Consider the following 15,562-nt stretch of genomic DNA (forward strand, 5'->3'; position numbering starts at 1 on the left):
GATCCCTGCTTAACCGACGAGTTGCGTGACCGAGAGCAGCGCCGTCATGACCGACACGATCAGTCCGCCGACCACGGTGCTGATCGTAATGATCGCCAATGGACCGACGATGCCCACGACGCGGTCCAGGCTGCGCTGCAATTTTGCTTCGTAGAATTCCGCCACCCGCCCGGCGAGCACCGGCAACTGCCCGGTCTCTTCGCCGAGCCGCAGCATGCGGACCGCCATCGGCGGCAGGCTGTCTGCCACGGCGAGCGCTTCCGACAATTTTCCGCCGTGGCGGACCCGGTCCGCCGCCGCGGTCCAGTTCGCCTCGCTCCCGGTCACCGACATGATGTCGACCAGGATGCGCAACGCGGCCGTCAGGTTGACGCCGCTGCCAAGCAGGACGCCGAGATTGCGGCAGAACAGGCTGGCGCGATAGAAATGGAAGGCGCTGCGAATGCCGGGAATCCGCGAGATCCCATTGACCAGAGCCGCGCGTACGCGCGCCTGCCGCAGCAGCCACCATGCGATGGCGATGGTAGCGGCAGCGGTCAGGCTCGCCGCGGTCGCATTGGCGCGGAGGAAATCCGACACCGCGATGAAATTGGCCAGCGCCGTATCCGACTTGCCGCCGAAATCGCCGAGCACGGTCGAGAATTGCGGCAGCACGAACAGCAGGAAGAACAGCATCACGCCGGATGCGGCGACCAGCACGAAGGCCGGATACTGCATCGCGTCGGTCAGCTTCCGCCGCATCTGCTCGGAGCGCGCGCGCTCGGTCCCCAGCATCTCCAGCACGGAATCGAGCGTGCCGGAGATTTCTCCGACCCGGACCAGGGCGATGTACATCGGCGGGAACAAAGCGGGATGATCGGTCACGGCATCGGCAAAGCTCTCGCCGGTGAGCAGCGCCGCGCGCATCTTGGCCACCACCGGACGCATCCGGCCGACATCGGCATCGCCGGACAACAGCTCCAGGGCATCGTCGAGCCGCGCGCCGGCCTTGAGCAGCAGCGCGAGATCCCGCGTGAAGGTGGTGACCTCGGCGGCACTCGGCCCGCCGAACAGGCTGCGACCGCCAACGGAGTTGGACGCACGCTTGTCTTCGGTGGTCTCGATCGGAAGCAGCTTGAGATATTCGATCCGCCGCGCCACCTCGGCCGCGGTCGGAGCGGAGATCGTGCCGTTGACGATCTCGCCGGCCTGGGTCAGGGCGCGATAGCGGAAATTCGGCACGGCGTCACCGCACCGTCGCGACGCGGAGGACCTCGGCGGGCGAGGTCAATCCTGCGCGGCATTTGGCAACCCCGTCATCGAGCATCGTGGTCATGCCCGCCTGGATCGCCATCGTATCGATCTTCAACCCGTCGGTTCGCTCTCCGATCAATTCGCGCAGTTCATTCGACAGTTCGAGCAGCTCGAACGCACCGAGGCGGCCGCGATAGCCGGTGCCGCCGCAGCGCTCGCAGCCGCACGGCTCCTGGATGATCTCGCCGGCCCGGAACCCGAGCGCGGCGAGCCGCGGGTCCTCGGCAAAATCCGCTGCCGCGAGCGGCCGCGGCGTCTTGCAGCGTTCGCACAATTGCCGGACCAGACGCTGCGCGATCACACCGCGCAGCACCGAGCGGAGCAGATAGCCTTCGACCCCGAGATCGAGCAGCCGTGGCACCGCGGCAGCCGCCGTCTCGGTATGCAGCGTGGTCAGCACCAGATGCCCGGTCAGCGCCGCGTGGATAGCGACATGCGCGGTTTCGGAATCTCTGATTTCACCGACCATGATGACGTCGGGATCCTGACGAACGAACGAACGCAGCGCGGTCGCGAAGGTCAGGCCGATCGCCGGCTTGATCTGGGACTGGTTGACGCCGGGGATCTCATATTCGACCGGGTCCTCGATCGTCAGGATCTTGCGGGTGGGCTCGTTGAGGATCGACAGGATCGTCGCCAGCGTCGTGGTCTTGCCGCTGCCGGTCGGTCCGGTGATCACGATCATGCCGTGCGGCAGCTTCAATAGCCGCCGCAGCTTGGTCTCGTCAGGCTCCGAGAATCCGAGTTTCTCGACCACCAGCAGGCCGCGATCCTTGGGCAGGATGCGGATGACGGCAGATTCGCCGTGCTGCGTCGGCATGATCGCGACGCGGATGTCGATGTCGGTACGCCCGGCGCGCAGCCGCGCCGCGCCGTCCTGCGGCAGGCGCCGCTCGGCGATATTGAGATTGGCGATGATCTTGATGCGGGAGACCACCGCCTGCGGGAGCACGCCCGACAACGCCGCAACCGGCCGCAGCAGGCCATCGATGCGCAGGCGCACCATCAGGCCGGCGGCAAACGGCTCGATATGGATGTCGCTGGCGCGGAGCTCGACCGCCTTCTCGATCAGATCATTGACCGCGCGCACGACAGGCGCGCCACTGGCGAGATCGCGCAAGCTCTCGATGTCGTCTTCGCGGGGAAGCGCCGTCGCCGTATCGGCGGTCTCGGTTTCCTCGGCGCTCGAGGAGTTGTTCAACGCGATGGCGACGTCTTCCGACGACGCCACTTTCACCTGAATGCCCGCACCAAGCACGATCTGCGCCGCGCGCAGCGTTGCCTGATCGGTCGGATCGACGACCGCGAGGACCGTGCTTCCGTCGGCTGCCCGGCACGGGAACACCATGGTCTCGCGCAGGAAACGCGGCGAGAACGCTCCGACGAGCGGCTCGGCCGATGTCATGTCCTGGAGCGTCAGGCGACCGAGCGCAAAGAAGCGCCCGGCTTCGTCGGCGAACTCGGTCGGCGAGAGGCTGGTGACCTCCCACAGCTTCATTTGCCTGACGTCGGCGCCCTGCCCGGTGCGGTCGGCCGCGCCATCGACCGACGCAAGGTGATTGTTCTGGCGGAGATAATCCACGAACCGAACGGACAGGTCGTTGGCCATTCTCGATATCCCGCCACGCTATCCTGGATCAGTTCGCGCCGAGGCACCGGCGCCGTTCGGCTCCCGTCAACTGCGCGGTTATCGGCTCGAAGTATGACAGCTGTGCGAAGTCACACCGGCTTCCGCCGCTCTCAAGAAACTTTGAGATGAGGATCGGACACGCCAGCGACGCTCCGACGGCTGGATGAGATTTGGTGCAACGCGTTGCTGAGGTCGCCAACGACAATCATGTAACCAATTTATTTCTGTCATGTTCGATCGATAAGAGTCCCTTTGGGGTGAGACCGATCGTCGCAAGCCGTCGAAATTTCAGTTAGTCAGAGTAAGGGCCTTCATGCAACGCGTAGGCACAGTGGGCCGCTGCCCGACGATCCGTGGCGGCCTCGCAGCTATTCTTGCTTTGACGTCGCTGGGGTTGTTGGCGTCCTGCAATTCAGCGACGGTCAGCGAAAGCGTGGACGCGTCGCAGGTCGACGTCACCGACAAGGTGCGCTCGCTGGATCTGCTGCCGCGCCAACCACAGCCCGTAGGCGCGCTGGCGGCGACGACCGGAAACCAGAACGGCAGCGTCCGCGCCGCGATGTACGACGGCAGCGAGGTGACCGGTGTCGCGGACGCGCGGCCGCAACCGGCATCGAATGGCAATGGCTTCGATCTGAATTTCGAGAGCACGCCGGTGGCAACCGTCGCCAAGGTCGTGCTCGGCGATATCTTGCATGTCGGATACACCATCGACCCGCGGGTGCAGGGCACGGTGAGCCTGGTGTCGGTCCGCCCGGTGCCGAAATCCGACATGGTGTTCGTGCTCGAAAACGCGCTCCGGCTGAGCGGCGTCGTGCTGCTCAAGGACACGGCGGGTTACCGCCTGACGCCGCTCGGCGATGCCGTCGGCGGCGGCCGCGTCGATGCGGCGGCAGCCAACCCGGAGGCTGGTTTCGGCGTCTCGGTGGTCCCCCTGCAATATGTATCGGCGCAGACCCTGCTGAAGCTGACCGACAGCTTCGCCACGCGGGCCGGCTCAGTTCGTGCCGATACGGCGCGCAATCTGCTCCTGATCCAGGGCACCGGCGCCGAGCGACGCACCGCGGTCGACACCGTGCTCAGCTTCGACGTCGACTGGATGCGCGGCCAGTCAGTCGGCATCTTCCCGATCTCGAGCGGATCGCCTGCGCCCGTGATTGCCGAACTCGAAAAGATCGTCGATTCCGGCGAGAACGGCCTCAGCCAGAACGTCGTCAAGTTCATGCCGATCCAACGCCTCAACGCGGTGCTGGTGGTGACCAAGAAGCCGGAGATGCTGCACACCGCGGCGACCTGGATCAAGCGGCTCGACCGCAACGACACCGCGCGAACCACGGTGCATGTCTATCGCGTCAAATACGGCGATGCGCGCCAGATGGCGCGGGTGCTGACCGACATGTTCCTGGGCGGATCGTCCGGCAACCTGCTCGACAGCGCCGACAGCCAGCTCGCGCCCGGCTCCGGCACCTCGTCGACATCGAGCGTCGCCGATCGGCTGTCGCTCAACAACAACAACGGCTCGAATTCCAGCATGGGCGGCTTCGCCTCGCGCGGCACGTCGGGGACGGGCGGGACCGGTCAGGGCCTCGGCCAGGGATTCGGTGCCGGCGGTCAGTCCAACAATCCCAACAACCAGGGCCAGGGCAACAATGCGGCGCTGGATAGTGGCCGCGGTGCCAGCGGCGGCAACGGCCAGCCCGTGATGCAGGACGTGCGGATCACGCCCGACGTCGTGAACAACAATCTCTTGATCTATGCCGACCAGGCCAACTACCGCATCATCGAGGCCACGCTGGTGCAGATCGACGAACCGCAGCTCCAGGTCGCGATCGATGCGACGATCGCCGAGGTCACGCTCAACAACACCTTGTCCTACGGCGTGCAGACCTATCTCACCAGCCGGAGCCTGGGCCTGAAGCCGAACGTCGGCTCGTTCACCGGCACCCAGGCCACCACGGCGCCCGCGACCACCACGGACGCCACCACCGGCGCGGTCTCCGTCGCGGGTTCGGTCACCAATGCCTTCATCAACCGTGCTTTCCCGGGCTTCAACTTCCTGATCGGGTCCGAGACGCAGCCGAGCCTTATCCTGGATGCGCTGCATGCCGTCACCAGCGTCAAGGTGCTCTCCAATCCGTCGCTGGTCGTGATCAACAATCAGGTCGCCACCTTGCAGGTCGGCGACGTGGTCCCGGTATCGACCGGCAGCGCCACGGTGCTGACCACCAGCAACACGGTGGTCAACACCATCGACTATCGCAACACCGGCATCATCCTGCGGGTGTCACCGCGCGTCAGCATCAACGGCACGGTACGGCTCGATATCGAGCAGGAGATCAGCAACGTTCCGACCAACAGCGCGAACAGCCTGACCCCGACGGTGTCGGAGCGCAGGGTCAAGAGCCAGATCGCGGTCGCCAACGGCCAGACCGTGCTGCTGGCCGGCCTGATCAGCGAGCAGCAGAGCGGCAACCGCAATGCGCTTCCGGTGCTCGACCAGATCCCCGGCCTTGGCGATGCCTTCGGGCACCAGAGCAACGCCACCCAGCGCACCGAGTTGATCATCTTCATCCGCCCGCAGATCATCCGCAACGGTTCCGACGCCCAGACCGTCGCCGAGGAGCTCCGTTCGAAGCTGCGCGGCAGCATCGCCACGACAACGACCAATGCGCCGATCACCACCAGCTATCATTGAGCGGGGCAACAGCATGCGCCGCACGCTCGCGCTCCGGACAACCATCTCCGCGTCGCTCGCCGTCGTGCTTTGGGCGATGACCGCAGCGGTCGCGAACGCCGACAGCGTCGCCCGCGGAGCGGCCGCCTTCCACCACGGCGACTATGTGAGGGCGGCCCGGGAGCTTGCACCTGCCGCCGAGCGTGGCAATCCAAGGGCCCTCGGCCTGCTCGGCTTCATGTATGAGCATGGCTTCGGCGTGCCGCAGGCTTATGAAGCCTCGGCCGATCTCTACTATCGCGGCGCCGCGCAGGGCGACCCGTTCGCGCAAGCCCAACTCGGCCTGATGTACGACAAGGGCCACGGCGTTCCGACCAATTTCGTGCTGGCGTACAAATGGCTCAACCTGGCCGCGGCCCGCACCGGCGGTCGACAACGCGACGCCTATCTCCGCTACCGCGATGCGGTCGCATCAAAACTCTCGCAAAACGAGATCGTCGCCGGCCAGCACTTTGCATTGGGATGGGTCCCCGGCCCGCCGGTGCCGGATGTCCATCTCACGATCAAATAGCCGCCGATCGGAGGTCGAGGCGGGGACAGCGCGACCGCTGTCCCCGAACCAGCCTTCCTTCACATCGATCACCTGCCGGGTGAGCCGCTCACCTCACCGAGCCCGATGACCTGAAAGGCGCTGTTCTCGTTGTAGCTCTGCCTGTCGCGCGGCTTGCGCTGCTGTTCCGGCGCCGTCTCGGACGGAGTGCCGTCGCCGCCACCGTAGCCCATGACCTCGACGATGATGATCGAGGGCTGGTCATTGGTCTTTGGCGGTGGCGCCGCGGCCTGCTGGCTGGCGGCCGTGGTATTTGACGCCGCTGTCAGCGCGCCCACCGGCGGTCCCTGTACTGTCGGAATGCCGGTCGAGGTGCCCTGCACCTGGATGTTGGCAGCGTTGAGCACTTGCAGCGCGGCGAGGTTGACGTTACCCGACACGCGAATGCCGGCTTCGCCCGCGTCGATGGTGCCGAGCGGCGCGATCAGGTCGACATCGCTCGGCGGTGTGCCAGGGATGGTCGCGAGCGCAGCGATGCCGGCGCCGCTCGAAGGCGCGGCCGGCGACAGCGTGGCGTTGCCGTAGCTGTCGTAGCTCAGCAGCGGCGGCGTATAGATCGTCGTGGTCTTCGAGCCGCGGCCGGCGTTGATGTCGCCGGTGGCAGACCATGCGAGAATGTTGCCGCCGAAGGTCGTCATGATGCGGCTCTGGCCGAGCAGGATGCTGCCGAGCGAATAGATGTCGATCGGGCTGTTGCGTCCTTGCGTGATCAGGCCGGAGCCGGCGCCCGGCGTGACGCTTTCCACGCCGAGGATGGTCCGCCCGCCTGGATTGAGCACCTGGATCGCGCCACCATACTGGGTATGGATGCCGGCATCGGCGAGATACAGATTGCCCAGATAGTCCTTGGCAAAGCCGCTGAACATCGTCAGCCCGCCGGAATAGCTGATCGGGTTGCCCAAGGCATCCTGGTCGGGGAACAGCGTCGCGATCGCCTCGCGGCCGCGCAGATAGCTCTTGTAGCGGGGGCCGGTCGTATCGTTGTACTCGCGGCCGCCGAGGGTCAGTTCCTGGTAGAAGACCTGACGAACGAACACGCCCTGCTGCTCGCTCGGCAGCGCCAGGAAGTAGGCGAGTGCGTCGGCCGCGCTTCCGGCATAGCCGTAGCGCTTTTGCAGCCACGCCAGCAGTTCGGCGCCATAGGCGTGCACCACCTTGCCGCTTCCGGCGAGCGGCGAGCCGTTGCTTGTCAGCTGATTGGCCGGGTCGAAATAGAGCTTGGCGAAATCGGCATAATCCGGGCCGTTCGCACCGACTCCGGTCAGCACCGTGATATCGGCGCCGCCCGCATTGTTGGCAGGGTTGACGACATCGCCAATGCTGGTCAGCGAACCATAATAGCCCTGGTACAGGTTACGGCCGGCCTGGATCTGAAACACGCCCGGACCAACCACATCGACCGACTGGTAGATGATGTCGCGGCCGGCCTGCATCGACGAAACGCTGGTCGGGCTGGTGTTGAAGAATACATCCGGCGCCGCACCGAGGCCGACGATATCGCGGCCGGCAATCACCTCGAACGGCTTGGCCGCGAGATACCAGGTGCCATGGAGGGGATTGAACCCGTTGGCGCCATTGCGTCTCATGGGCAGTATTGCCCCGAGGCCAAGATCGTCGATGTCGGTGCCGGCATAGACCAGCGCGAGCTGGGTATCACCCTGATGTAGATTGGAGACAGACGTGTCCTCGCCGAACGCCATCGGATTGAAATTGTTGTTTCGGTAAGCCGCATCCGGCGACGCGTTGGTTTTTGACGTACCGGTGGAGAACACCGCATGGCGTGGCGTCGCAAGTGAGTTGATGTCGGCGCCCGACATCGACAGAACCTGGCCCTGCCCGTAGATCGACCCCGCCGCCAGCACTTCGAGCTGACCGTATTGCGACGGCGTCATCTCGATCGATCCGCCGCTGAAGCGGATGTCGCCGTTGGCGGCTGCAACGATCAGCGTTCCCGGATAGAAGCCGTTCGCGTTCTGCCTGCCGCCGGTGTCGCCCGACATCGGTGCCACATCGCCACCCGCCGAGTAGAGATTGATCGCAGTGGCCGACGTCCACAGCGTGAAATTGGTCAGCCCGCCCGTACTCACCACCGGCGTCGACGATCCGTCCGCGTTGACCTGAAACCGCGTATAGAGGCCACGATTGACATCGACCGGCGCGGCCATGCCGGGGTCGCTCGCCCCGCTGATCACGAGGTCACCGCGCGTCGTGATGCTGACGCTGCCGTCGCCCGGCGCGAACGTCGGGCCGAGCGTCTTGATCGAAGCCTTGAAGGTGGATGGATCAAGCGTGCGCGGATCGACCGACGAGGCCCCGCCGCTCCGCCCGTTTGGAAGCACAGCTCCGACCGACCCGGCGCGAACAATGGTGTTTCCGCGCAGATCGGCAACCGACCCGAAATAATCCGGCCAGTAGGATCCCGCCGCGGTGAGCGGGTTCATCGGATTGAGAATGCCTCCGACATTCAGCGTCAGGTCGCCGCCGCCGGTCTGCAACACCGTCCCGTCCGGTAGCACCCGCCCGGTCGACGCGACCGCAAGATCGAGCCCGGTCGAGGTGGTTGCAGCGCCGCCGCCGGATGCGCCGGCATTGCGGCCTGCGATCACTGTCAGATTGCCGCCACCGAGCGTGCCGATCCCCTGGAAGCCGACGAGGGAGGCGCCGGTTGCAGCCGCGTCGGTCTTGGCGAAGGTGCCGAAGTTGATCCACCATGCGGTCGGATCCGGCGTCAGCCCGCCACCGCCCTGGGTTTGCAGCCAGTTCGCGATCCGATCCGTGTTGGTGTTGCGTAAGGTGTTTTGTACCGGGGCGGTTTCGATGTAGCCCGTCACATCCTGCTGCGCCACGAGCAGCAGATCGCCGCCATGCTCCGGATACCAGGCATGCGTGATGTTGCTTCGTAGCGTACCCACCAGGTCGTAGGGATTGCTGCCGTTGACCAGAGCCGGGGCAGACTGCGTGCCGGCCGTATAGACCCCATACGGGGTCGCTTCGCTGAAACTGCCGCCGGCAAGTAATTCGAGGCTGCCGGTGCCGGTGCGAACCACATTGTAGAAGGTGCCCTGGGCGAAGTTGCCATAGGCGGGATCGTTGAGCGTCAGATTGCCCCCGCCGCTCAGCGCACCAACCGTTTGCAACCCGCGTTGGTCGGCGGCAGTGAGATCGGCGCCCGCCGTCAAGCGCAGCGATGCCGATTGCGAGCCACTCGGCAGCATGACGGCCCAGGCCGACGTTCCCTGTGCGGCCGGCAGGGCGGGACCCGATGGCGAGCTGAATACGCCGCCAACGGAGGATGCCTTGGTGGCCGGAATAACCACCAAGTTGAGAGTAGTTCCGGCCGGAATGGTCTGCCCGGGAGAATAGCGATGACCGCTCAAGTCCCTCGGATAGAAGGGCAGCACCAATCCCCACGTCGTTGGAACAGTCCAGGCGGCGGCTGTTTGCACGGTCCCACCAATGCTCAGCAGAAAGTTGGCGCCGACAGGTCTGAAAGCAGAACTCGTGGTGACGTCGGCCACCGGGGAATACAGCGCCGGAGCATCGGTGGCCGGCCGGAAGCCGTCCGATATGCTTCCCTGAACGGCCAGATTGCCACCCGCCCGGATCACGAGGGCCATCGCCTCGCCGGCGCCATAGGTCGCCGAGTTCGGATTGCGATCGGCATTGGCGCCGTAGCGATACTTCGCGAGGTCGATGTCGCCCGAGGTCGACAGATCGCCGCTCGAGGTGATCTGAACGCCCGGCCGCAGATGATAGGCGCTGCCGTACGCCGACAGCCCTGCAACACGCGCCGACAATCCTGCATTGCCGAGCGCCGCGTTGATGAAGGCCGTGCTCGCGGTGTCGTAGCCGTCGAGCGTGGCTTGGGTGATGGTGCTGCCGGCAGGCAAACTATAGGTCCAGAACGCGTTGAGCGCGATGCTATAGGCGCCCTTGATGTTGAGCGGCCCCGCGGCGTTGAGCGCGATATCGCCGGAGGTCTCGCCGGTGCGCTGGGCATTTAGCACCACGTCGCCATAGGCGACCCCGTTCGGCGCGGTGAGATCCATCGTCGCGCCGGCAGACAGCGTGAGCGCGCCGCCGGCGGCGGTCAGCTCGATGTGACCGCGGTTCTTGGCCTCAATTGGCTGGCCGTAGCTATCCGTTTGCAGCACCGTGCCGTGGGCATCGAGTACGGCAGTCGATGCAAGCGCCAAGCCGTTGCCAGCCGAGAGGCGGATCGTGCCGGGCGCGGCGCCGCTGGCATCGATGGTGCCGGCGACCGTCAGGGCGCCGCCGTCGACCGACACCGTCACGCTGTGCGCCTTGACGCCGTCGCCGATCACGAGAGCGCCGCCCTTGATGTCGAAACTGCGGGCATCGAACAGGCCACCTTGCGTCAGGATGGCGTTGAGCGCGGCGAAATCGGCGCTGCTCATGCTCGCGGCGGTGACGCTGAAGTCGCCGCTGCTGTTGTTGCCGGTGGCGCTGCCCGCGAGGCGGCCGCCGAACGAGACCGTTCCGTTGCTCGCGCTGATGCTGATCGACCCGGCGCTGGCATTGGTGGCGGAGACGTCGATCACCGAGCCGGCCGCCTGGGTGAATCCGCCCTGGCTGCTGTTGAAGATCGCGGTGCCGCCGAAGCCGTAGACCGTCGCCTTCTGGATCATCGAGGGCTGGCCGGAGAGATCGATCCGGCCGCTGCCGCCGATCGTGATGTCGTTGGTCGCGTTCACGACCAGCTTGCCGCTCGGCAGCAGAATGGTGCTGGCGATCGCAACGCTGTTGCCGGTGAGATCGATCTCGGCGCCGGAAATCGTCGAGGTCGCAGCGCTCTGCGCGAGCCCTGTGGGCACGGTGACAGCAAGCGCACCTCCGGCGGCATAGTTCATGATCGACTTCTGCGCGCCGGTCAGCAACGGCGTCGACAGCGTCAGGTTGCCGCCGGTGCCGCTCTGGCCGAACACGGCGCCGGCCGCCGTGCCCGGCGCCTGGTAGACGTACAGCGAGCTGTTGCCGGCAGAGACGATCTGCGTGCCTGCGGTCATGTTGACATTGCCGAAGCCGTAGATGACCCGGCTGGACGTCGTCGACGTCAGCGAGGCGAACATGCCGAAATCGATCTCGTTCGCGACCAGATTGAGCGTGCCGAAGCCGGTCCCGAGCCCGCTGGTCCCGAGCGCCGGCGGCGTCGTGCCGGCGATGCTGTTCCAGGTGATCTTGCCGCCCGCGATGGTCGCGGTATCGCTCGCACTCCCGTAACCATAGATCGCGGGTGTGTTGAGCACGAGATCGACGCCGGTGCCGGTGGCGTCGAGCCCGGCCGAGCCGAACAAATTGATGGAGCTCGCGGCGCTCAGGGTGATCCGCTCCAGCGCGGGCGCGGCATGGCTGGGATCGCCGTGGACCAGCGTGTCGAACAAGGCCTGATTGAACAGGAAACCTGCCGGGGCCCCCGTGGCGGCAATCGTGCCGCCATCACCGATATTGATGCTGCCGACCGCGAGCGTGATGTTGCGCGACCCGAAATGCGCTGACGGATCGATGCTCGAGGCGCCGTTGGTGGCGAAGGCCAAGGTGCCTTCGGAATAGAGCTGCGAACCGGCGCCGATGTTGATTGCGCCGCTACCGCCATTCGAACCGAGGAAGTTGAGGTTGCCGTTGGACAGCGCCAGCACCGTGGTGCCGGGGGACGTGGTGTAGTTCATGCCGAGGGAGGTGGAGTCGAACGGCGCAGGTCCCTGCCCGATCGTGCTGAGCGTGACGTTGCTGCCGATCGTGATGTTGCCGCCGACCAGGACCAACTCGGCGGCGCTCATCGTGACGCCGTCGCGAACGAAGAGGTCACTGCCGCCCGAATAGGTCACCGCGCCATTGAAGATCCCGTCGTAGCCGTTGACGATCAGCCGCGGCGCTGCGATTGCATCCAGATCCGCGGCGCGGACCGATACGCCGGCAAAGCCCGCGGTCGGGGCATCGGCGTAGATCTCGCCGACGCCTCGGGTGACCAATTGCCCCGCAAAGCCGCCTTGGCCAGCCTGGAACAATGTTGTCCCGTCGAACGATAGCGCCTCGGCAGCCGGCGATGTGGACGGCATCTCGAATGCGATAACCAGCGTCTTGCCATCCGCAGGCAGCAGCGGTCGTACGGCGCCGAATTGCGTCACATTCGCGATCAGAAAGTCACTGTAGCTCTGTTCGTTGTATTGCGAGTATTTGCGCACCGCCGTTCCGGCAGTGATCAACGCTTGCGATGCGAGTGCGCTTCCGATCCCGGTATTGGCCACGCTCGTATAGGCGGAGACCGCGTAAGTGCCGTTACCGATCGCAACAGAGCCGCCGATCGGCGTGCGCGTGGCAGCGCCGAGTTCGACACGGTAGGCCCCGGGCAGCAGCGCGTAGTTTGACGGCAGCAGCGTGTAGGTGCCGGCCGGCAGGCCCGGCACGCCGGCAGGAATCGTGATCTGCTGGCCGATCGCCGGATCGCCGGCGCCATTTTCCGGTGCGATGGGCGCATAGGCCGACGCGTAACCGGGCAGGATGGCGTAGACCTTGTCGCTTGCCTTGCTGACGGGCGTCGCAGGGTTGGCATTGACGAGCGGCGTGTTGAGCACGTTGACCGAGCCGCCACGGCCCGAGACGAAGCCCGCGCCGGCGAGATTTCCCCACCTGACAAATCGAGCGTGGCGCCGCCCTGAACGTTGATGGATTGCCCATCCAGCATGATGCCTGAGACGGGCCAGCCGTCCGAGGTCAGGTTGGTCAGTCCACCTGGCTGGACGCTCGACCCGTTGTAGCTGTAGGTCACGCCGTCGACGGTGCCGCCATAGGGGATGGTCATGCCTGCCACCGAGACCGAGGTCAGGCTGCCCGGCAGCACGTCGACCCGTTGTGTCGGAATGCGGTTGTCGAACGGATTGTTGTTGCCGAGCACCACCCTGCCGAACGGCGCGCGGACGATACCGCCCTGCTCCACGATCGGTGCGGCGAGCGCGAGGCTGCCGAACACCGACAGCGGTGCGTCGGGAATCGTGTCGGTGCTGCGGCCGATGGTCAGCGTCGGCGGCTGATTGGATTGCGCGGCCGTGAAATTGTTCTGCCCGGCAGTGACGACCGCGACAACACCCGTCGCCGGATAGAGTTGGGCGGCAATGAGATCGAGATTCCAGTCGGTCGAAAGCCTCGTGGTCTGGCCCGCGCCGGTGGCGAGGAAGCGGATGTCGCCCTTGCTCACGAACCTGATGTCGGTAAAGCCGGGCGAATACATGCTGTTCGGCGCGGACGCCGAGAACAGGATCAGCCCCTGAACGTCGATCTGGTTGGCATCGACCTCGAAGCTGGCTTTGGTCGGAACGCCGGCCGCGCCGGGGTTGCCGATGAATCCGCTGCCGCTCTTGTCAGGGACGATCGCAACCGGTTCGCGCAGCAAGACATAGGGCGCGGACAGCAGGACGTTGCCGGTCGGGACCGGAGCGGACGGATCCGGCTTGCTTGGCGAGCCGTTGGGTACGGGCAGGCCCGGCACGGGCGGTGCCGATGTGAACGTGGCCGCCGTGAGCGCAATGCTTTGGCCAAGCGCGAGCGACACGTTGCCGGCAAACTGCATGTAGTCGCCCGAGCTCAGCGACAGATTGCCGAAGCCGCCGGCCTTGATCATATCGGCACTGACCGTGGCCTGACCGAATGTCAGCTTCGCAGCATCGGTCCCCGGCGCGATGTCGACGGGCAGCAGCGATTGCTGCGCTTGAGTCACGACCAGCGTGCTGGGCACGAACGCCTTGGCCGGTATGAACGAGCTGTCACCCGGGAAAACGGCCGTGGGCAAGGAGATCGACAGGCTCCCGCCCGCTGCGCTCGAACCGCCACCCGCTGCGTGGATGCTGCCGTCGAGATAGAAGCCGCTCGAAGAGCCGATCGCGATGGAGCCGCCGTTGCCCGCAAGCGTCTGCGTGCTGCCGGACGTGGTTGGCGACATCCCGGCCGCGCTGTTGACGGTGATGCCGGCGCCGTCGGCGTTGAGCTCGGCACCGGGACGGACGATCACGAAGCCAGTTCCGCCATTCAGGCTGATGCTGCCGCCATCGGTGACCGTGCCATAGGTGCGTCCTGCGCTATCGGTGGCCGTGTAGGCTGCGCCCGAGACGTCGATTGCCGCGCCGGCGCCGATCCACAGCGACAGGGCACGGCCGTTGCCGGACATGTCGAAGTTGCGCGACGACTCCAGCGTATTGTCGGACTCGTTGATCAGCGTGACGTTGCCGCCATGCGCGGTGAGCCTGCCGTTCATCGTGAGCTGATTGTAGGCATCGAGTTTGATGCTCTGTCCGGGGTCGACGGTGATCGAAGCATTGCCGCCGATCACGATCGCGCCGCCACCACCACCCTTGAGCAGCGAACGCAGTGTCATGCTGGCGCCGGCGCGCTGCGTGAGCGTTGCGTTGCGTGAATTTTCGGTGAACAACGGCGGCAGCCACAGCGACATCGCCGCTGCCGGGTCTACACCGGTCGGCACACCGTAGCTGCCCGCAGTGAACTGATAGACGGGCATGGTCGGCGCGATGGTCGTACCCTCCATCACCCGCGTCTCGGTTCCGCCGTTGATGTCGTAGTTCGCGAAGCCGGATGCGAAGAAGCTCGGCTTTAGGACCGTCGGCGGCTGGACCACTGCGTCCACACTGAACGTGGATCCAGCGAGAATGACTGCACCTGCCTGATACGTGATCGGCGTCGACCGCACGCTTCCGGCAGCTATCGTGAGCGTGAAGGGCGCCGTTCTGATGGTATTCGGGAATACATCCGACGGGACGACATAGCCCACCGGGAAGGTACCACCGAGGCCAGAGAGGTTTGCTCCGGCCGGAACCGTGTCTCCTGGATTGTAGAATGTGAAAGTCACGTAGTCATAGGCCGTCATGCCTGGCGGAACGACCCAGTCCTTTTTCAAGCTGAAGCCGTAATATCCGCTGGTCGGCGTGCGCTGATCGCCGGGCGCCACGCCACCGGGCAGCGGCGTATCGAGAGGGAGCTGCGTCAGCACCACGCTGTACGGCATCGGCAGCGGTTGGCCGGCGGGAATGGTCAGGGGCTGCGCCAGAACGAGAGTAGCCTTCGCCGGCGTATTGGCTCTCAGCGTGCCGCCGAACAGGCTTGCGTCATTGCTGATGATCACGGTCCCGGGCGTCGAGATCGTCAACGTCCCGCCGCCGCTGACCCGGCCGCGCGAATGCTGCTGCCGACGGTCAGCGTCCCATTGACGGCGGTGCCGAGGCCGGCCGGATCAACGGCGATCAGCGTGACGTTGCCGCCCTTGCCGCCTTGCGTCTTGCCGTTGATGAGAACTGCGCCGCCGGAGGACACATCGATCGTGCTGCCGGCT

At 65.7% G+C, this 15,562-nt stretch carries 7 protein-coding genes; 2 read left to right on the forward strand and 5 right to left on the reverse strand.

Going from position 1 to position 15,562, the window contains the following annotated elements; all coding sequences use genetic code 11:
* Window positions 1-9: 9 nt before the first annotated feature.
* Window positions 10-1,221 (reverse strand): type II secretion system F family protein, encoded by a 1,212-nt coding sequence (locus tag CWS35_RS01660; protein ID WP_024584704.1) that lies wholly within the window; start codon window positions 1,219-1,221, stop codon window positions 10-12.
* A 4-nt stretch (window positions 1,222-1,225) separates the two neighbouring features.
* Entirely contained in the window at window positions 1,226-2,902 is a 1,677-nt protein-coding gene (locus CWS35_RS01665; protein ID WP_100950431.1) for a GspE/PulE family protein, read from the reverse strand.
* A gap of 334 nt (window positions 2,903-3,236) precedes the next feature.
* Here CWS35_RS01665 and gspD point away from each other — a divergent pair, with 334 nt between their 5' ends.
* Window positions 3,237-5,618: a type II secretion system secretin GspD gene (gene gspD, locus CWS35_RS01670; protein WP_168226249.1), complete on the forward strand. Its 2,382-nt coding sequence runs from the start codon at window positions 3,237-3,239 to the stop codon at window positions 5,616-5,618.
* Window positions 5,619-5,694: 76 nt separating this feature from the next.
* Window positions 5,695-6,168: a tetratricopeptide repeat protein gene (locus tag CWS35_RS01675; RefSeq protein WP_024584701.1), complete on the forward strand. Its 474-nt coding sequence runs from the start codon at window positions 5,695-5,697 to the stop codon at window positions 6,166-6,168.
* Between the two features lie 68 nt (window positions 6,169-6,236).
* Here the strand turns inward: CWS35_RS01675 and CWS35_RS01680 are convergent, their stop codons facing one another.
* From CWS35_RS01680 to CWS35_RS38750, 3 genes are all read right to left on the reverse strand, one after another.
* Window positions 6,237-12,284, reverse strand: coding sequence for a filamentous haemagglutinin family protein (locus CWS35_RS01680; protein ID WP_371682856.1), 6,048 nt, complete (start codon window positions 12,282-12,284; stop codon window positions 6,237-6,239).
* 143 nt (window positions 12,285-12,427) lie between these two features.
* Window positions 12,428-15,379: a hypothetical protein gene (locus tag CWS35_RS40540; protein ID WP_371682829.1), complete on the reverse strand. Its 2,952-nt coding sequence runs from the start codon at window positions 15,377-15,379 to the stop codon at window positions 12,428-12,430.
* On the reverse strand, window positions 15,376-15,543 hold the full coding sequence (locus tag CWS35_RS38750; protein ID WP_157817056.1) for a hypothetical protein: 168 nt from the start codon (window positions 15,541-15,543) through the stop codon (window positions 15,376-15,378). Before CWS35_RS38750 ends, CWS35_RS40540 begins: the two co-directional genes overlap by 4 nt.
* Window positions 15,544-15,562 lie beyond the last annotated feature (19 nt).

The organism is Bradyrhizobium sp. SK17, from assembly GCF_002831585.1.
Classification (GTDB): domain Bacteria; phylum Pseudomonadota; class Alphaproteobacteria; order Rhizobiales; family Xanthobacteraceae; genus Bradyrhizobium.

What these genes read in the sequence shown, in the direction of transcription:
- CWS35_RS01665 (WP_100950431.1), bottom strand. Translation starts at nt 2,902, where the DNA reads ATGGCCAACGACCTGTCCGTTCGGTTCGTGGATTATCTCCGCCAGAAC.
- CWS35_RS01675 (WP_024584701.1), top strand. Translation starts at nt 5,695, where the DNA reads ATGACCGCAGCGGTCGCGAACGCCGACAGCGTCGCCCGCGGAGCGGCC.
- CWS35_RS01680 (WP_371682856.1), bottom strand. Translation starts at nt 12,284, where the DNA reads ATGCCGTCCACATCGCCGGCTGCCGAGGCGCTATCGTTCGACGGGACA.
- gspD (WP_168226249.1), top strand. Translation starts at nt 3,237, where the DNA reads ATGCAACGCGTAGGCACAGTGGGCCGCTGCCCGACGATCCGTGGCGGC.